Genomic DNA, 17,953 nt, shown 5'->3' on the forward strand with positions numbered 1-17,953 from the left:
ATGGAAAGCGAGTATTTTTCCGCGGCGACGGACTACCACTCATCTTGTAGAGGATGAACTTCACACACATAAAGTTATGTCGTAGTTTAAGTAAATTGCGAAAAAAATCACAATCCTCAAGAAAAGAGCCTTTATATTCTATAACACTGCCTTCACTCTTGTTATAATAAACCTAACTTTTTTAAACCATAAACAACTCCATTATCAGTTACATCTTTCGTGACAATATCTGCGTGTGCCTTTACTTCTTCTTTCGCATTGCCCATCGCAACGCCAGTACCTACAAATTGAAGCATTTCCGTATCGTTTAATCCATCCCCAAATGCAAACGTATTTTCGCGGTCAAAACCAACATGCTCAATCAACTTTTTAATACCGTAAGCTTTGGAACCTTTTTGTGGTAAAACATCCATGGAATAATCATGCCATCGGATAAAATCGAAAAAGTCATGCTCTTTGATATAAGGTGCTGCTTCCTTATCCTCGCAAAACACTAGTGCTTGATATACCTTTTCCACTTGGTAAAAAGAAGCATCTACTTCTGGATAAGGTAGCTTTAAACTACCTAAACTATCTGCAATATATGTGTGATTTTCTTCCGTTACAGTCATTTTATCTTTTCCTAAGTAAGCTACGGGATGGCCTTGTTCTCCTGCAAATGATAATAATCGAGTAATATAGTCTCTTTGTAAGGGATTTTCATAGACTACTTCACCTTCAAAGACTACATACTGCCCATTAAAACTAACAAAGGAATTAATATTTAGCCTGTCTCTTATATGTTTAAACATAAATGGAGCTCGTCCAGTAGCGATAGCTGGGTATATACCGTTCTGTTTCAGTTGTTCTATTGCCTCAACTGTCTCCTCTACAACATCATTTCCTTCATGGATTAAAGTACCGTCTATATCAAAAAATACGATTTGTTTCGGTGTCAAGTTGGTGTCCTCCTATTATGTATAATCAAAATTTCTTTAAAATTCATTGTAAATTATGAATAGGATAAGTATATACTAATGAGAGGAAATTGAAAAATTTATTAAAACTTTGAAGGTTTCTATTTTAATTATTGCTAATTCCATACTATACTAGAAATAAGAGGGAAAGGTCGGCAAATTAAATAGCACGTTTTTTTTGATAGCTTTTTTCTAATATGTAGGAAAGGAGTTGTGTGGTAAAATGTTAAAAAAACTAAGGGAAAAGCTAAAAAAGCGTTGGAAAGATTTATTAGGTCGAAAGAATTTAGCATAGTATTCCTCCGTCTCGTTTTCAAAGTATAAACAATAATCGTACAAGTTTTCGGATTATAAAAAGGAAAAATGGATATGAAATTATTGAAGTTAGGAGAGATTTAATTATGATTTATAAAGTTTTTTATCAAGACTTACCGGAGGAAGTACCAGTACGTGAACGGACAAAATCATTATATGTAGAAGCAGAAACGGAAAGAGAAGTTCGTACAAAACTAGCCGATCGCAAGTTAAATATAGAACATATCGTATTATTAGATGAGGAACATTTAGGATACGAGCAACAATCAGAATATTATAAGGTGGAGAATTTATAAAATATGAAATTTGTTAAAAATGATCAAGCAGCTATTTTTGCACTAGGTGGTTTAGGTGAAATCGGGAAAAACATGTATGCTATTCAATTCCAAGATGAAATCATCTTAATTGATGCAGGTATAAAATTTCCAGACGATGAACTACTTGGAATAGACTATGTAATTCCAGATTATACTTACCTGGTACAAAATGTAGATAAAATAAAAGGTTTATTTATCTCCCATGGACATGAGGACCACATTGGTGGTATTCCTTTTCTGCTTAAGGAAATTAACATTCCTATCTACGGGGGCAAATTAGCGATCGGTCTAATTAAAAGTAAACTAGAAGAACACGGTCTTTTACGTACAACAACGCTACACACAGTTAACGAAGACGACATTATAAAATTTAGAAAAACATCCGTTTCCTTTTTCCGAACAACACACAGTATTCCGGACTCTTATGGAATAGTAGTAAAAACACCTCCCGGAAATATTGTTCATACTGGAGATTTTAAATTCGATTTCACCCCAGTTGGTGAGCCAGCAAACTTAACAAAAATGGCTGAAATCGGTCGAGATGGAGTACTATGCCTCCTATCTGATAGTACAAACAGTGAGGTTCCAGGCTTTACCTTATCAGAACGAGTTGTCGGTGAAAGCATTCGTGATATTTTTAGCAGTGTAGACGGTAGAATCATATTTGCTACATTTGCTTCCAATATCCATCGACTTCAACAAGCTGTTGAGGCGGCAGTTCAAAACAATCGAAAAGTCGCTGTTTTTGGTAGAAGTATGGAAAAAAATATTGAAGTTGGTAAACAGTTAGGTTACATTAAAGCACCCGATGACACGTTCATTGAGCCTTCTCAAATTAACCGACTTCCTGCTAATGAAGTAGTAATACTATGCACAGGATCTCAAGGAGAACCAATGGCTGCCCTTTCCCGAATTGCCAACGGTACTCATCGTCAAATTCAAATTCAACCTGGAGATACGGTCGTCTTTTCATCTTCACCAATCCCAGGTAATACGATTAGTGTCAGTCGAATCATTAACATGCTTTACCGTGCAGGCGCAAAAGTTATTCATGGCTCATTAAATGATATTCATACATCAGGTCATGGTAGTCAAGAAGAACAAAAACTTATGTTACGTTTAATGATGCCAAAATACTTTATGCCTATTCATGGGGAATATCGCATGTTAGTGGAACATACAAAGCTCGCAAGTGATTGTGGTGTAGATTTAGATAACAGTTTTGTATTAGATAATGGTGACGTTCTTGCATTAGGCAAAGATAGAGCCTCTATCGCAGGTAAAATACCTTCTGGGTCTGTTTATGTTGATGGTAGTGGAATTGGTGATATCGGTAACATCGTATTACGTGACAGACGAATCCTCTCTGAAGAAGGACTTGTGATCGTCGTTGTAAGCATCAACATGAAAGAGTTCAAAATTTCGGCAGGTCCTGATATTATTTCTCGAGGATTTGTATACATGAGAGAATCAGAAGATTTAATAAAAGACGCACAAAAACTTGTTTCAACTCACCTTGATAAAGTGATGGAGAGAAGAACGAGTCAATGGTCTGAAATTAAAAACGAGATTACAGATACAATTGCACCATTCTTATACGAAAAAACAAAACGTAAGCCGATGATACTTCCTATCATTATGGAAGTGTAAAAATAAAAGGATGTTTGCACCCTTAAGGGAGCAAACATCCTTTTACTTCTTAATCACCATCTTTGGGCATTTCTCTTTTAATAATGTTAAAAATAAGTCTCGATCTTTCGGAGAAACAAGTGCTGTATCATATTTGCTATACATGATTTCTATTCGTTTCAAGGATAGGGCAGGTGCCGACATTGGATTGGTAGTTTTTTCTGCCGATCTTATTTCATCATAGGGAATAACCTTTTTAAATGGACCGTATTTAATTAATAGGGTATTATCCGTTAATATATAGTATGTTGTAAACCAAAGCCAAATCATCACAATACAGAAAATAGAAATAAATCCATAAACAAAAACGATTTCCCATACGGAAACGGTTTCCCCTTTTATAATAGGTACAATTACTGTGATTAAACTAAAAAAAATCATTCCCCAGAAAAAAATTGTAATCCATTTATCTTTGTGAGAAGGAAATTTCATAAGTTCTCTCCTCCCCTTAGAAAAAGGTTTGAATTTTCATCAATCCTCTAACCCATTATTCATCATCTACCACTAAGTTTTTCTCGAAACGGGAAATATCTTTATCTGCTCCAATTACAATTAGAATATCACCATCAACAATTTCCTCAGTAGCCATTGGTGATACAATAACTTCACGACCTCTTTTAATTGCTACAACGTTACAGCCATATTTTGCTCGAATATCTAAATCTACAAGAGAATTCCCACTCATCTTTAACCCTGCTTTTACCTCTACTACACTATGGTCATCGGAAAGTTCTAAGTAATCAAGTACATTACTAGAAATGATACTATGCGCTATACGCTTACCCATATCACGCTCAGGGTGAACAACATGATCGGCACCGATTTTGTTTAACACTTTTTCATGATAGTCATTTTGAGCCTTCACTGTTATTTTTTTAATACCTAGTTCTTTTAACATAAGTGTAGTCAATATACTGGATTGTATATTATCTCCAATGGCAACAATAACGTGATCAATATTACGAATACCCAGTTCTTTTAATACCTTTTCATCTGTTGTATCGGCTATTACTGCGTGTGATGCAATGTCTTTAAACTCATTTACTTTATCTGGATCTAAATCGATAGCAAGGACATCCCAACCCTCTTTGCTTAATTCCTTGCAAATGCTACCTCCGAAACGACCTAGTCCAATTACAGCAAATTCCTTTTTCATTGAAGACTCTCCAATCTTTTAATATCGCTTTCATTAGTCTAACACAATGTCATTAATAAATGGAGTTGCAATTTTTCGGTAAAATCAGTTTGTTTTAGCGTAATAAAAAAGAAACCATTTGTTAAACCTATTATAATTGAAGCAACGTATGGGTGTAACTTTTGCAACTACCTTTTTTTCTGTTTTACAATTACTATATAAAGGAACCCCCAATGATGAACAGTAAAATTATATTTGGAGGTTAAACATGATTATTTCTTATCCGATAGCTGCAGCATTTTTAGGAACATTTTTAGCTCAATTTATTAAGATTCCAATTCACTATATGGCAACAAAAGAATGGAAATTTAGTTTAATGTTTTCAACAGGTGGAATGCCGAGCTCCCACACGGCAACAGTCGTATCTTTAGCAATGGCGATCGGTTTATCTGAGGGATACCTGTCAAATCACTTTGCCATAAGCTTAGTCTTAGCAGTAATCGTCATGCATGACGCAACTGGAGTAAGAAGACACGCAGGCCATCAGGCAGAACTATTAAACCAATTAACGAATGATTTTACGAACCTTTTAGAAGTTATTAGACACCCAAATTTAAAACGATATGAAACTAGAAAAAAGCTAAAAGAATTATTAGGGCATAAACCAGCAGAAGTTTTTTTCGGCGCTATATTAGGTATTGTGGTAGCACTCTTATTATTTGGAATATATTATGATTAAAAAAATCGTCTTACTATAATGGTAAGACGATTTTTTATGGGTAATAATTTTTCATTTGAGCTAGTAGAATTTCTTATTTAAGCTCCAAGCATTTGGAATTGTGCTTTTACTAACTCGTAATATTCCCCACCTTGCTTCATCAGTTCATCATGGCTACCTTGTTCAAGAATACGACCATGGTCAAGAACAATAATTTTGTCTGCGTCACGAATGGTTGATAAGCGGTGAGCAATAATGATAGATGTTCTACCAGTTAATAGTTTCTTTAATGCTTTTTGAATTCTTTGCTCTGTTTCTGTATCTATACTAGCAGTTGCCTCATCTAAAATAATGATACGCGGATCTGCTAAAAGTGCTCGAGCAAAGGATAGTAGTTGGCGTTCCCCAACAGATAAAATATTTCCTCTTTCCTCTACTTCTGTAAAATATCCTTCTGATAAGCGCTGAATAAACCCGTCAGCACCAACTACTTTAGCCGCTTCCATCACTTCTTCATCAGTTGCACTTGGGCGACCGAAACGAATATTATCCATTATAGTTCCTGAGAAAATAAATGTATCCTGTAAAACGACACTTATGTTTTGACGGAGACTATTTAACGATACATCTCGAAGGTCATGGCCATCTACTTTAACTGCACCTTCTGTTGGATCATAAAATCTGCTAATTAAGTTTGCAATAGTGGATTTACCAGATCCTGTATGACCAACTAAAGCAACAGTCTGACCCTGTTTCATTTCTAGGGAAATTTTGTGTAAAGCCACTCTACTTTCGTCATAAGAAAACTTAACATTATCAAATTCAATGTGACCTTTCACATCTTCCAATACTTTTGCATTTTTCTTCTCTTCTACATTAGGTTGCTCATCAAAAAACTCAAAAATTCTTTCTGAGGAAGACATAGCCATCAACAGTTGGTTATAGCTTTGACCTAGACGAGAAATTGGGTCCCAGAACATTCCTAAGTAAAAGGCAAAGGATACAAAAATACCTGTTGTAACGTTAGGGTCGTTCAAAATCAAGTATGAACCAAACCAAATTAAAATTGCTGTGCCAATTGCATTACTCATTTCTACAAAGGGGCGAAACATGGCACTCTTTTTCGTTGCAACACGCCAGTTTTCGTAGTTATCTTTGTTTACTCCACCAAAAAATTCTGTGTTTTCTTTCTCTTGAGAGAAAGATTGAGTAATGCGAATCCCTTGGAGACTTTCATTTAAATGCGAATTTAATCTTGATTGCTGAATACGTACCTGCTGCCAAGAACGGCGAATGTTTTTACGTAACTTAGTAGAAATAAAGAACATGATTGGTAGTATAATCATTATTGCTAATGCAAGTTTTGGACTTAGAATAAACAAAATAATGATAATACCGATCAGTGTCACAATATCCATAAGTAAGTTGATAATCCCATTCGTAAATAGTTCCTGTAAAGAGTTTACATCGTTTAATATACGAACGAGAATGGATCCGCCTGACCTAGAGTCAAAAAACTTATGAGAAAGGCGTTGAACGTGGGAGAATAAGGAATCCCTTAAATCGTAAATAACATTTTGCCCTAATTGGTTTACCCATTTTATTCGAAAAACGTTTGCGACATAATTAATTAAGTAAAGCCCACCAATAACAAATACTAATACCATGAGCAAATCTGTATCTTTATTTGAAATGGCCCAATCAATCGTTAGAACACCAATAACAATTGGGACGAATAATCGCACGGCTGTTGAAATTAACATAGCAAACATTGCTGCTGGTAATAACGTTTTTGCATATGGTTTCATAAACTTCATTAAGCGAAGCATCTGTTTCCAGTTAAAAGGCTTATCAATAGCGGTATCCACCGTATATTTGAAGCGGTTTATATGTTTGCTTTCCTTTGGAGCGGAAACACTTTTACTCATATTGTCCCTCCTTTACCCATGTTGCCTTTGCATAATGACATCTCTATCTTGATATTGAATATCGTATATTCTTTGGTATACGCCACCACTTTGAAGTAAATCATCATGAACACCACGCTCAACTACTTCTCCGTCCTCTAAAACAATTATTTCATCTGCATGTTTTAAGGAAGAAATTCTGTGAGCAATAATAAATGTTGTCCGTCCGTTCATTACTTCTTTTAACGCTTGTTGAATTTTAAACTCTGTTTCCATATCTACGGCTGAAGTTGCATCGTCAAGAATTAAGATACTCGGGTCGATTAACAAGGCACGGGCGATAGCAATTCTTTGCTTCTGCCCACCAGATAATCCCATTCCTCTTTCACCAAGTAAAGTATCATAACCTTTAGGCATTTCCATAATAAATTCATGAGCCTGTGCGCGTTTAGCCGCTTCTATTACTTCTTCCATCGATGCATCTGGATTTCCGTATCGAATGTTCTCTTTTATCGAAGTGGAAAATAAAAATGCTTCCTGCAGTACAAAGCCAATGTTTTTACGTAAGCTTTTTAAGGAATATTGATTTACAGGTTTACCATCAATATAAATTTCACCTTTTTCCGGCTCGTAAAAACGGGTAATTAACTGCGTTATACTCGTTTTCCCAGATCCTGTTGAACCGATTAATCCAATAATTTTTCCTGGAGGTGCATCGAAGGAAATATTTTTTAACGCTGCATCATCATCTTCTACATACGTTAGAGTGACATCTTTAAACGTAACATGCCCTTTCATCCGAGTAATTTCCTGAGCATCTTCTAATTGGGCAATATCTTCTTCTTGTTCCAAAATTTCAATCAAACGTTCACCTGATGCCTTTGCTTGAGAGAATTGGTTAATAACAAAACCAAATTCAGCAAGTGGCCATACGATATACCAAACTAAGCTGAAGAAAGCTACCAATTCACCTGGTTGTAAACTCCCTTGAATAACTAAATAGCCACCATATGAAAGTAACGCAACGACACAAATATTTCCGATAAATTCCATTAAAGGGAAAAACTTAGCCCAAATACTTGCCGTTTTAATGTACTGTTGTCGGTAGTCCTCATTTTGTCCGGAAAATCGTTTAATTTCAAAATCTTCTCTAGACAAAGATTTTACTGTGTTAATACCACTAATATTTTCTTGGACCCTAGTATTTAAATTTCCAAGTGATTTACGAATTCCTCTAAATGCTGGATGCACTTTTTTATCAAAACGATACGTTATTACAGCTAAGAAAGGCATAGCAGCCATTGTTACAAGTGCCAATGGAATAGAGTAATAAAACATAACACTTAAACTAATTAAAATTAACAAAGTAATTCGAATAATCATGGAAAAACCGAATGATAAAAAGAATCGGAATCCTTCTACGTCAGCAGTTAATCGCGACATTAAATCCCCAGTTTTGGCATTGTCGTAGTATTTAAAGGACAAACGCTGTAATTTTTTGTACAAATCTCCTCGTAATGTGTAAACCGATTTAATACCAAACAATTCCCCTAAGTATTGATGAAAGTAAGTAGACAAACCTTTCACTGCCATAATTCCAATAAAACCAAAGGCTAAAAATGGAACAAGGTTATATCTCTCCCCTAAAATTACTTCATCAATAGTTATTTGAAGGACCATTGGATAAACTACTGTTATACCTGTTACGAATAGCAAGAAAAACAACGAAATAAATAAGTATTTTCTGTAAGGCCAATAAAATTCTTTAAGCTTTCGAAAAGTATCCAAAGCTCCCCCTCCCTTTCTCTAATTTTTGTAACGTACATATAAATATATCGAGTTCCGAAATAAAATACCACCCTTTTTACTTAAAAATTTAAAACAGTCAAATATCCGAAATTTTCAAAATTCTTAACAGTTTATTTTCTTATATTTAGCTTAAAAAACAAATATTTTCAACTAGATAAGGAAAGATATGAACAGCTTATTTAATAAAGAAGGAGAATAAAAATGGATCTTAATGAACAAGGTTTAGCACAATATCAGGCTGGTGATGTTGTTTATGTTATATATCGAAATCCGCATACCCAAAATGTGGCTAATGTTCAAGAAGCTGCTGTAGTAAATAATCCAGATAATCCTGGTGAACTTGCACTATTCCTATATGAAACCTACTATCCACTTAATGATCAACTAGCTGTTTACCAATCAGAAAATGAAGCAATGGAAGATTTTCAATTCTATTTTGGCTCACCTGATATGGAGGTATAGCTTTGGTTAAACCTTTTGTACCACAACTTGTATATATGGAACCTCGTGCAATTGAATATCCTTTAGGAAAACAGCTAAAAGAAAAGTTTGAACACATGGGTGTTGAAATGAGAGAAACCACCTCCCATAACCAAGTCAGAAATTTGCCTGGAGATAATGATTTTCAAAGATACAGGGTAGCAAAGTCTACACTAGTTGTAGGTGTTAGGAAAACATTAAAATTCGACACATCCAAACCTTCTGCAGAATATGCAATTCCTCTTGCAACAGGTTGCATGGGCCATTGTCATTACTGTTATTTGCAAACCACAATGGGAAGCAAGCCATATATACGGACTTATGTAAATGTGGATGAAATATTGGATGCAGCAGATAAATATATAGCAGAAAGATCCCCTGAGATAACACGATTTGAAGCTTCTTGTACATCAGATATCGTTGGTGTAGACCATTTAACCCACACGCTAAAAAGGACTATTGAACACTTCGGTAAATCTGATCTTGGAAGGCTCCGTTTTGTTACAAAATTTGAGCACGTTGACCATTTATTAGATGCTGAACATAATGGGCGTACGAGATTCCGCTTTAGTATTAATGCTGATTATGTTATCAAATATTTAGAACCCGGTACATCTCGTCTAGAAGAGCGGCTAAAAGCTGCAGCTAAAGTGGCAGAAGCAGGTTATCCGCTTGGCTTTATAGTAGCACCTATCTATCTTTACGATGATTGGAAAACAGGATACAGGGAATTGTTTGAAAAATTGGATGCTATACTTCCTCCATTTGCGAGACAAGACCTAACATTCGAACTAATTCAGCATCGTTTTACGAAACCAGCAAAAAACGTAATATTAAAAAATTATCCCATGACAAAGCTAGAAATGGAAGAAAATAAAAGACAATACAAATGGGGCAAATACGGAATCGGTAAATATGTTTACTTAAAAGAAGAGCAAGAGGATATGAAAACAGTTATAGGTGGCTATATAGAGAAATTTTTCCCTGAAGCAGAGTTATCTTACTTTACTTAATTATCAAATAGTAAAATTTTCAATCACAATAAAGGCAGTTTACTTGTGAACTGCCTTTTTGTATTTTATTAGGCTGCTCCTTTATCCTTAGCATACTGATTCATAGAACGCACCATAGGAAATCCAAGAAGAAATAATCCCACACTAATAATTGCAAGCCAACCGAAGTGATATAAATTTTCACTTGTCATTAAAAGTTTTATAAACTGTTGCCATAGTTCTAAAGTGAAAGGCACAAGTAATGTCATAAGAAAAGCACCTATGGAAATATAGAGAGCAACTAAACCATATCTAAACCATATCACAGAGAATAAAAGGCCCACAGCTAAAAAGAAAAGTAATATTGTAAAATCAAGCCATAAATAGCTCACTATACTTTCTTCTATTAAATAGGAGTAAAAATTCAACAATCTTAGCTCAACATGAAATGTCTCTAATAGTTTATCGACAAGGAAATAAATAGTGTTATGTAATAATGCTAACGTTACAGCAATTCCGAGTATCCCTGTAACTGCACCATAATAGAAATTTTTTCTCGTTACTCCAAAAGAGATTCCATAATTAAAGGTTAAACGGTAAAGTTGAGCACCTAAAATTGCTGCATATACCATTACAGGGGCATTGGTGTTAATAAATGCATTTTGAAAAATACCTACAATGGAAAAAATGACACTAACCACAATGATACTGAGTAGTACCATAAAAAATATGAGGAAATTCCGTTTACTTTCTAGCCAAATAATTGTTAAAGTTCCTTTTAATTGATTCATAAGTGAACCACCTTCTTCTTTTGTGTTTTTCGGAGTAAATAATCTTGAAGAGGAACTGATTCAATTGTCACTTTACTTCTGTCCATTTTTTGAGTTATAGAGCCTCTTTCCACCATAAAACTACCCATATTCCCCATCGTTTTTTCTTCCAAAATTTCCTCAATTACGATGAAAGGTTTTATGTCATCTATCGACCCTGAAAGATAAACTGCTTCACTCTGAATGTGGTCAATCTCATCATTCAACAATATTTCTCCTTCATTTAAAACGATTATGTTACCAATCATGCGTTGCCATTCGCTAATATGGTGTGTGGACATTACAAACGTTCGGTTGTCGATGTTTTCATACTCTTTTAAAATCCCCTCATAAAAAATTTCTCTAGTAGCAGCATCTAAACCATTTGTTGGCTCATCAAATATAGTTAAAGGGCAATTACTTGCCATACCGATTACAATGGATAAAGCTGTTCTCATCCCTTTTGATAATGATTTCACTTTTGCTTTTGGGTGAAGTGAAAATCGCTCCAACCATATATTCGCTTTACTTTCATCCCAATTTTTATAAAAATATTTACCCAATGTAAGGACGTTATATATTCGCCATTGAGGGTTCAGCGGATGATTTTCTTGAATAAAGCAAATGTTTTGAAGGACATTCCGGTTTTCGAACGGCCGTTCTCCAAAAACTTTAATGTTCCCAGCATCTGGCTTGATTAATCCAGTTAACAGCTTCATTAATGTTGTTTTCCCAGCACCATTTCTTCCCCATAAACCATATATACCATTTTGTTCTATTTCCAGGTTGATATGACGTATAACTTGGTTCTGATCATGGTAAAAAGATACATTAGTTATTTGTACAATTTTATTGTTACTCATTTTCTATCCCTCTCCTTAATCAAGTGTAAAACCTCTTCTAATGAAAGTTCAATTCGATCCGCTTCCTCTAATAGGGGTTTTACAAATTCATCAAAAAATTTTTTTTGTCGTTCTTTTATTAATAATTGTTTTGAACCAGGTGAAACAAACATGCCAATTCCCCTCTTTTTATAAATCACACCTTTATCCACCAGTACATTTATTCCCTTAGCAGCTGTCGCCGGATTGATTTGATAAAACTTAGCCATTTCATTTGTAGAAGGAATTTTATCCTCCTCTTTCAGCCGACCTACGACGATTTCATTTTGTATGAAATTTGTTATTTGTTGAAATATAGGACGATCTTCCTCTAATTTTATTGTCATTATACCACCTTCTGTATTGGTTAATTACTCAACTAACTAACCAACATGCTATATAACTTTATAAAAAAAGTCAACATATTTATTAACATTTAAAAAAAATTCAAAAAAGCGCCCCTTTTAAAGGGACGCTTCCTATTTTGAACCTTATTGTAGAGGCTTTTGTTGAATTTGACTCATACCTTGTGTTGGAGCATAACTGTTGATCATTTGTTGCATATCCTGTTGCTGTAACTGCGGTACTTGGTAATAGCCATTTTTGTTTTGATATAAGAATATCTCATAGGCCATTTCCACGAAGTTAGGAATACTGTCTGCCAATACCCTACGTACAACTGGGTTAGTAGACTCTAGTGAAGCAGTTGTAAGCGCAGTAGCATTTGTTTTACACAATGCCATCATAAAGCTTGAATAACATTGATCATTTATTTCATTTACAGATTGCTTTGGTTTTTTCGGCTGAGAAGGTGTTAATCCATACGTCACATTGTTATTTTGATTCATTTTATAGCTGGATGTCGGCTTTGAAGGATCTTGTCCTGTTGAAAAACACTCGACCATAATATTATATTGATCTGCCACAAACTGCTTTTGGTGATCAAGTATATTGATTAGCTCCTGGTCTTGAATGTTTTGACGGAACATTAAATACTGTTCCTGCATTCCAATTACTCCACCTAATACCTCGTGCATATCTAAAATCTCATGTGCACCATGGTTAAACTTCTGCCCCATTGTTCCCGGATTAATACTCTGATTTTGATTCATTTGTTGATCCAACAAAATCACCCCTTCTTAAGGTTTCGATTATAGTATGAATCAAAAAATGAACTTCACTCATTGAAAAAAATACTAATCATGAAAAGTTGAAAAACGAAAAAAGCTAACCACCAAGTTGGGCCAGCTTTAAAAAGGAAACATTATTTAATTCCTAATACACGATTTACACGTTTCTCAAGCATTTTCATTCCTCCACCACCTGCTTGGAAATGACGTAATTTTCCTTCTTCATCAAACAAATAATATGATGGAACATATTTATTTTTAAAAGCATCTGTTAAAGTATGTTTATTATCCACAAAAATAGGTTGTGAAATTCCGTGTTCTTCTGCCACGGCTCTTACCTCATCAATGTTTAGGTCCTTTTCAGACCTTGGCATATGAATCGCAACTACATTTAACTGATTTTTATACATATCCCGTAATGCGTTAACTTTCGGCATCGCTTCTTTACATAAACCACAACTTACAGACCAAAAATGAAATAATGTAGGTTTATCGCCAATTAGGTCTTTTCTCGTTAGTTCTCCATTTAACCATTCTGTTGCTCCATAAAGTTCTGGCATTGATTCTCTTAAACGCATACTATCTCCTCCTGCCCTTATCCTCATCTTCAAAAACATATTTCCTAATTACAATATTCATTCATACGTAAACCGTTTCTCGTTTTTAAAAAATAATACTTTCCTCTAAGTTCAAAAAAGGTCCAACATTTTCCATGTTAGACCTGATCTTTAATAATTCTCCAGGCTTCCAATTGGCTGGACAAAGTCCCCCTGTTTGTAAAACTTGTAATACTCGTGGTGTTTCATCAACATCACGGCCATTTATTATCACAGACCGTTTGATATTGTCATTCTCCTTCAGGATTAATAATAAACAATTCCCGAAGAGCAATCCCTTCTTTTTCAATTTACACACCATACTAGCGTGATACAACATGGTTGGTATCTGCTGCTATTGTAGTTGTTCTAATCCATTATCATCCCTAGACGTATTAATCCATGCTAAATGGGTATGTACAGTGTCCGTCGATACTGCAATAACTTCCGCATCGCTTTCCCAAATTCTTTGTTGGGTAAAACCGCTTCCATTTCAAATCGATGAGCTTGCTTACCTACCATACGCTCTGCCATCATTCATTTTCCCTCCAAAGTCTCTTCAAGATTAGTATGTTTACATCATCAAAGATACAAAATAATGTTTACTGAAGATTTTTTGCATCAATCATCAATTATTACCAAATAAAAAAAATAATACAAACACCATGTTTAAAAATACGAAACATAAGCGAAATGGTTGAAATGTGTCTTTTAGTGGTATTTAATTAGAAGAGTCTCGAATTGTTTAGAAAGGAGTGAAAGAAGTGGAAGTGTTTGGAACTGATATATATCCTTATGTAGAACAGGCTATTTCCATAGGGTTAAAAATTGTTCTCTTACTTATTGCTTTTTTTATTGTTTCACCAATTGGAAAAAAACTTATTTCTTCTTCCATTAAGAAAATAAGCTCGAAACAGGAATTAACAGAAGGTAGAACGAAAACATTAGAGAAGTTAATGCTAAACTTTTATAGTTATGCATTGATCTTCATCTTTATCGTCACCTTACTAAGTATTTTAAATATTCCTATTGCACCTTTATTGGCAGGTGCCGGAATAATAGGTTTAGCTATTGGATTTGGTGCCCAAGGACTTGTAAGTGATATTGTCACAGGCTTTTTTATTCTCCTCGAACGTCAGGTTGATGTAGATGACTATATTACTGCTGGTGGCCTATCAGGGGTTGTAGAAGAAGTTGGCTTAAGAACGACAAAAATGCGTGGATTTGATGGAACTCTCCATTTTATTCCTAATCGCAACATATCAAATGTAAGTAATCATTCCCGAGGTAATATGCGTGCACTTGTTGATATAGGTATTGCTTATGATGAAAATATTGAGGAAGCAATGTCTGTTTTACAAAAAGTATGTGAAGATTTCGCAAGCCGCGATGACCGGGTTAAAGATGGTCCAAATGTTATCGGTGTACAAAGTCTTAATGCATCTGATGTTGTATTAAGAGTTATTGCTCAGACAGAAAATATGCAACAGTGGGCTGTGGAACGTGATTTACGTAAACAATTAAAAGAAGCATTAGATTCTGCAGGAATCGAAATCCCATTCCCACATCAAGTGTACATGGAGAAAAAGATAGAAGCGTAGAAAAAGGACGAGCATTCGTCCTTTTTGCTTTCTTAAGGGTTAAACTTTTATACTTAGGATGACATAAAGGCCATTCACAACATGGATTAATTTTATAGGAACAAAACAATATCCTTTTTATGTATAATGTTATTGTGACTTCCTGCCATTTTTATGGTCATTCAAAAGGGAAAATCCATTAATTAGGAGCGAATTACTTCTATGATTATTAGGAAAAGTGAAAGAGAAATTTTGAAAATGAAGGAAGCAGGGGAATTGCTTGCGAACTGCCATAAGGAAATTGCAAAAATGATTAGACCTGGTGTTACAACATTAGAAATTGATCAATTTGTTGATAAGTACTTGGAAGAGCATGGTGCTACACCAGAACAAAAAGGGTATAAAGGATATGAGTTTGCTACTTGTTCCTCTATAAATGATGAAATTTGTCACGGTTTTCCAAGGAGCACTCCCCTACAAAACGGGGACATCGTGACAATAGATATGGTAGTAAATTTAAATGGTGGATTAGCCGATTCTGCTTGGACCTATGCTGTCGGAGAAATTAATCATGAAACAAAACGATTATTAGAAGTAACCGAAAATGCATTGTATAAAGCAATAGAGCAATCTCAAGTAGGAAATCGTGTTGGAGACATTGGTCATGCAATCCAATCCTACGTGGAAGGGGAAAACTTCTCAGTTGTACGAGATTTTACTGGTCATGGTATTGGTCCTAGTATCCATGAAGAACCTTCTATTTTACATTTCGGAAATCCTGGTAAAGGAATTCGGTTAAAAGAAGGTATGGTTATTACGATTGAACCAATGGTAAATGTCGGGGCATGGCAATCAAAAATGGATGATAATGGTTGGACTGCTAGAACCATTGATGGCAAGTTATCGGCTCAATTTGAACACACAATTGCCATTACAAAAGATGGGCCGATCATATTAACCCAACAATAAGAAAAACAAAAAAAGCAGCGAAAGCTGCTTTTTTTATTCGGCATAATTTAAACGTTCATCAACTTCTTGGCATACTTCTTCTGCTGTACGCCCTTTAACTTGAATAACAGAACCACCAGGTACATCAGTTGTCATTCCCATTACGTTTTGATCTTGACCTGTGACGACACAGCAATCACAATTTGCTGCATCCTCCATCGTATGCATTTCGACAACTTCATATCCTCTTTCTTCTAAAGCTTGTTTAACATCTGTCATGCTTTCTTCTACACCGACACGTTTCATAAAGTCATTCCTCCTGTATTATGTTCATAGTCGATAGTAGTTTGCCCAGATGGAACAAGCCTATTCACCGATATTAATGCGTTCCTTTATACGTTAATATACCGAATCATTCGCTCAGCAGCCTTTAATCCAACAATTAAAGCATCTTCATTCGGATTGATTTTCGCATGGTGCAAACCATAAGGAGAATCAACTCCTAACCAAAACATAAAACCCGGTATTTCCTTAACCATGTAACCAAAATCTTCGCCAGTCATCGCTTGATCTGCTTGCTTATAAACGATATTCGCTTGATTCATTTGCTGTTCAAATTGGTTAATATACTCGCCATTATTCCACACTTGATAATAATTGGATCCATAATCAATCGAACCTACACAATCAAATCGAATTTCCATCGCTTGAACAAGCTTTTCGATTTTATCTTTAATGCTGTCCATTGTATCTGCACTCAATGTTCTAATTGTACCTTCTAATCTAGCATTTTCAGCAATGACATTTTGAACGAATCCACCAGTTATTTTCCCAATGGAAATAACTGCTGAATCAAGTGGATCTATCATTCGAGAAACGATTTGTTGAAGCTCCACTACAAAGCTACTTGCAGCTACTATCATATCTTTTGTTTGATGAGGATAGGCTGCGTGACCACCTTTCCCTTTCCAATCAACAAAGAGTTCGCTCGTATTCGCAAATAGTAAGCCTTCCTTCGAGGAAACGGTCCCAACTGGAAGTTCTGGAGCAATATGCATGGCAAAAATAACATCTGGCCACCATTTTTTCATCGTATCTGATTGGAGCATTGGCAAAGCTCCCCCTGGTCCTTCTTCAGCTGGTTGAAAAATGATTAATACATGATTGTCAGGTCTATCGAAGACAAGCTTTTGAACTAACGCTAAAGCAATCGTCATATGAAAATCATGACCACATGCATGCATTTGGCCAATATGTTGGGACAAAAACGGTAAGTCTGTATCTTCTTTTATTGGTAACCCGTCAATATCCGCTCTATACCCTATTGTTTTTTCACCCTTCGTCCCCTCTACTCTTACAAATATACCTGTTTTCCAAGTTTCTATTTGTAAATGCGTCTGTGGCAACTTACTTAAAAATTCAAGAAGATATTTTTGTGTTTTATATTCTTGAAAACCAATCTCTGGTATTCGATGCAAGTCTCTACGTACTTTTTTCAATTCGTCTATATTCACCCATATTCACCCCAATAACCATCTTTAATAGGAATCATTACTAATGACTATAATATTTTCTAATAGATTGTCGTTTTACGCAATTTCCTTAAACTACGACATAACTATAGCTTTGCATTTTGATGAGTGCATACGACCGCTTCGGCAGAATACTTCGCTTTCCACGGGCACGGCCTC

General features: G+C 35.2%; 19 protein-coding genes and 1 pseudogene. 7 read left to right on the forward strand and 13 right to left on the reverse strand.

What is annotated here, in order from left to right:
• Nucleotides 1–161: 161 nt before the first annotated feature.
• Nucleotides 162–938 (reverse strand): Cof-type HAD-IIB family hydrolase, encoded by a 777-nt coding sequence (locus HNQ94_RS19150; protein WP_174497966.1) that lies wholly within the window; start codon nt 936–938, stop codon nt 162–164.
• Between the two features lie 419 nt (nt 939–1,357).
• On the opposite strand from HNQ94_RS19150, the gene HNQ94_RS19155 reads away from it, so the two are divergent.
• Both HNQ94_RS19155 and rnjA read left to right on the forward strand, forming a co-directional pair.
• A complete protein-coding gene (locus HNQ94_RS19155) occupies nt 1,358–1,567 on the forward strand; it encodes a DNA-dependent RNA polymerase subunit epsilon (RefSeq protein ID WP_174497967.1) in 210 nt (69 codons plus the stop codon).
• Between the two features lie 3 nt (nt 1,568–1,570).
• Nucleotides 1,571–3,238 (forward strand): ribonuclease J1, encoded by a 1,668-nt coding sequence (gene rnjA, locus HNQ94_RS19160; protein ID WP_174497968.1) that lies wholly within the window; start codon nt 1,571–1,573, stop codon nt 3,236–3,238.
• A gap of 42 nt (nt 3,239–3,280) precedes the next feature.
• Here rnjA and HNQ94_RS19165 read toward each other — a convergent pair whose 3' ends face one another.
• Complete coding sequence (locus tag HNQ94_RS19165) at nt 3,281–3,709, reverse strand: PH domain-containing protein (RefSeq protein WP_174497969.1); 429 nt, start codon at nt 3,707–3,709, stop codon at nt 3,281–3,283.
• Between the two features lie 55 nt (nt 3,710–3,764).
• Nucleotides 3,765–4,433, reverse strand: a complete 669-nt coding sequence (locus HNQ94_RS19170; RefSeq protein ID WP_174497970.1) for a potassium channel family protein — start codon at nt 4,431–4,433, stop codon at nt 3,765–3,767.
• Nucleotides 4,434–4,680: 247 nt separating this feature from the next.
• Here HNQ94_RS19170 and HNQ94_RS19175 point away from each other — a divergent pair, with 247 nt between their 5' ends.
• Nucleotides 4,681–5,151 (forward strand): divergent PAP2 family protein, encoded by a 471-nt coding sequence (locus tag HNQ94_RS19175; protein WP_174497971.1) that lies wholly within the window; start codon nt 4,681–4,683, stop codon nt 5,149–5,151.
• A gap of 77 nt (nt 5,152–5,228) precedes the next feature.
• On the opposite strand, the gene HNQ94_RS19180 is transcribed toward HNQ94_RS19175, so the two are convergent.
• Nucleotides 5,229–7,058, reverse strand: coding sequence for an ABC transporter ATP-binding protein (locus tag HNQ94_RS19180; RefSeq protein ID WP_174497972.1), 1,830 nt, complete (start codon nt 7,056–7,058; stop codon nt 5,229–5,231).
• A gap of 12 nt (nt 7,059–7,070) precedes the next feature.
• Nucleotides 7,071–8,825, reverse strand: a complete 1,755-nt coding sequence (locus tag HNQ94_RS19185) for an ABC transporter ATP-binding protein (RefSeq protein ID WP_174497973.1) — start codon at nt 8,823–8,825, stop codon at nt 7,071–7,073.
• A gap of 222 nt (nt 8,826–9,047) precedes the next feature.
• Between HNQ94_RS19185 and HNQ94_RS19190 the strand changes: the two genes are divergently transcribed.
• Together HNQ94_RS19190 and splB are read left to right on the forward strand one after the other, a co-directional pair.
• The gene (locus tag HNQ94_RS19190; RefSeq protein WP_174497974.1) at nt 9,048–9,308 is read left to right on the forward strand and encodes a transcriptional regulator SplA domain-containing protein; all 261 of its coding nucleotides are present in this window, start codon (nt 9,048–9,050) and stop codon (nt 9,306–9,308) included.
• Nucleotides 9,309–9,310: 2 nt separating this feature from the next.
• The gene (splB, locus tag HNQ94_RS19195; RefSeq protein WP_174497975.1) at nt 9,311–10,339 is read left to right on the forward strand and encodes a spore photoproduct lyase; all 1,029 of its coding nucleotides are present in this window, start codon (nt 9,311–9,313) and stop codon (nt 10,337–10,339) included.
• A gap of 68 nt (nt 10,340–10,407) precedes the next feature.
• Here the strand turns inward: splB and HNQ94_RS19200 are convergent, their stop codons facing one another.
• The 6 genes and pseudogenes from HNQ94_RS19200 to HNQ94_RS19225 form a co-directional block, all read right to left on the reverse strand.
• Entirely contained in the window at nt 10,408–11,109 is a 702-nt protein-coding gene (locus tag HNQ94_RS19200) for a hypothetical protein (RefSeq protein ID WP_174497976.1), read from the reverse strand.
• Entirely contained in the window at nt 11,106–11,990 is an 885-nt protein-coding gene (locus tag HNQ94_RS19205) for an ABC transporter ATP-binding protein (RefSeq protein ID WP_174497977.1), read from the reverse strand. Before HNQ94_RS19205 ends, HNQ94_RS19200 begins: the two co-directional genes overlap by 4 nt.
• Entirely contained in the window at nt 11,987–12,355 is a 369-nt protein-coding gene (locus HNQ94_RS19210) for a GntR family transcriptional regulator (protein WP_174497978.1), read from the reverse strand. Before HNQ94_RS19210 ends, HNQ94_RS19205 begins: the two co-directional genes overlap by 4 nt.
• A 144-nt stretch (nt 12,356–12,499) precedes the next feature.
• A complete protein-coding gene (locus HNQ94_RS19215; RefSeq protein ID WP_246200097.1) occupies nt 12,500–13,132 on the reverse strand; it encodes a spore coat protein in 633 nt (210 codons plus the stop codon).
• A gap of 140 nt (nt 13,133–13,272) precedes the next feature.
• Nucleotides 13,273–13,716: a TlpA family protein disulfide reductase gene (locus HNQ94_RS19220; protein WP_174497979.1), complete on the reverse strand. Its 444-nt coding sequence runs from the start codon at nt 13,714–13,716 to the stop codon at nt 13,273–13,275.
• A gap of 85 nt (nt 13,717–13,801) precedes the next feature.
• Nucleotides 13,802–14,268, reverse strand: a pseudogene (locus tag HNQ94_RS19225) (redoxin domain-containing protein).
• Nucleotides 14,269–14,498: 230 nt separating this feature from the next.
• Here HNQ94_RS19225 and HNQ94_RS19230 point away from each other — a divergent pair.
• Together HNQ94_RS19230 and map are read left to right on the forward strand one after the other, a co-directional pair.
• The gene (locus HNQ94_RS19230; RefSeq protein WP_174497980.1) at nt 14,499–15,335 is read left to right on the forward strand and encodes a mechanosensitive ion channel family protein; all 837 of its coding nucleotides are present in this window, start codon (nt 14,499–14,501) and stop codon (nt 15,333–15,335) included.
• Nucleotides 15,336–15,536: 201 nt separating this feature from the next.
• Nucleotides 15,537–16,283, forward strand: coding sequence for a type I methionyl aminopeptidase (gene map, locus HNQ94_RS19235; RefSeq protein ID WP_174497981.1), 747 nt, complete (start codon nt 15,537–15,539; stop codon nt 16,281–16,283).
• A gap of 33 nt (nt 16,284–16,316) precedes the next feature.
• On the opposite strand, the gene HNQ94_RS19240 is transcribed toward map, so the two are convergent.
• Nucleotides 16,317–16,568 (reverse strand): YkuS family protein, encoded by a 252-nt coding sequence (locus HNQ94_RS19240; RefSeq protein ID WP_174497982.1) that lies wholly within the window; start codon nt 16,566–16,568, stop codon nt 16,317–16,319.
• Between the two features lie 86 nt (nt 16,569–16,654).
• On the reverse strand, nt 16,655–17,776 hold the full coding sequence (locus tag HNQ94_RS19245) for an N-acetyldiaminopimelate deacetylase (protein ID WP_174497983.1): 1,122 nt from the start codon (nt 17,774–17,776) through the stop codon (nt 16,655–16,657).
• Nucleotides 17,777–17,953 lie beyond the last annotated feature (177 nt).

It is taken from the genome of Salirhabdus euzebyi (assembly GCF_014207435.1).
GTDB classification, from domain to species: Bacteria; Bacillota; Bacilli; order Bacillales; family Alkalibacillaceae; genus Salirhabdus; species Salirhabdus euzebyi.

What these genes read in the sequence shown, in the direction of transcription:
- HNQ94_RS19175 (WP_174497971.1), top strand. Translation starts at nt 4,681, where the DNA reads ATGATTATTTCTTATCCGATAGCTGCAGCATTTTTAGGAACATTTTTA.
- HNQ94_RS19240 (WP_174497982.1), bottom strand. Translation starts at nt 16,568, where the DNA reads ATGAAACGTGTCGGTGTAGAAGAAAGCATGACAGATGTTAAACAAGCT.
- HNQ94_RS19200 (WP_174497976.1), bottom strand. Translation starts at nt 11,109, where the DNA reads ATGAATCAATTAAAAGGAACTTTAACAATTATTTGGCTAGAAAGTAAA.
- HNQ94_RS19190 (WP_174497974.1), top strand. Translation starts at nt 9,048, where the DNA reads ATGGATCTTAATGAACAAGGTTTAGCACAATATCAGGCTGGTGATGTT.
- HNQ94_RS19180 (WP_174497972.1), bottom strand. Translation starts at nt 7,058, where the DNA reads ATGAGTAAAAGTGTTTCCGCTCCAAAGGAAAGCAAACATATAAACCGC.
- HNQ94_RS19210 (WP_174497978.1), bottom strand. Translation starts at nt 12,355, where the DNA reads ATGACAATAAAATTAGAGGAAGATCGTCCTATATTTCAACAAATAACA.
- map (WP_174497981.1), top strand. Translation starts at nt 15,537, where the DNA reads ATGATTATTAGGAAAAGTGAAAGAGAAATTTTGAAAATGAAGGAAGCA.
- HNQ94_RS19155 (WP_174497967.1), top strand. Translation starts at nt 1,358, where the DNA reads ATGATTTATAAAGTTTTTTATCAAGACTTACCGGAGGAAGTACCAGTA.
- HNQ94_RS19170 (WP_174497970.1), bottom strand. Translation starts at nt 4,433, where the DNA reads ATGAAAAAGGAATTTGCTGTAATTGGACTAGGTCGTTTCGGAGGTAGC.
- HNQ94_RS19220 (WP_174497979.1), bottom strand. Translation starts at nt 13,716, where the DNA reads ATGCGTTTAAGAGAATCAATGCCAGAACTTTATGGAGCAACAGAATGG.
- HNQ94_RS19165 (WP_174497969.1), bottom strand. Translation starts at nt 3,709, where the DNA reads ATGAAATTTCCTTCTCACAAAGATAAATGGATTACAATTTTTTTCTGG.
- rnjA (WP_174497968.1), top strand. Translation starts at nt 1,571, where the DNA reads ATGAAATTTGTTAAAAATGATCAAGCAGCTATTTTTGCACTAGGTGGT.
- HNQ94_RS19205 (WP_174497977.1), bottom strand. Translation starts at nt 11,990, where the DNA reads ATGAGTAACAATAAAATTGTACAAATAACTAATGTATCTTTTTACCAT.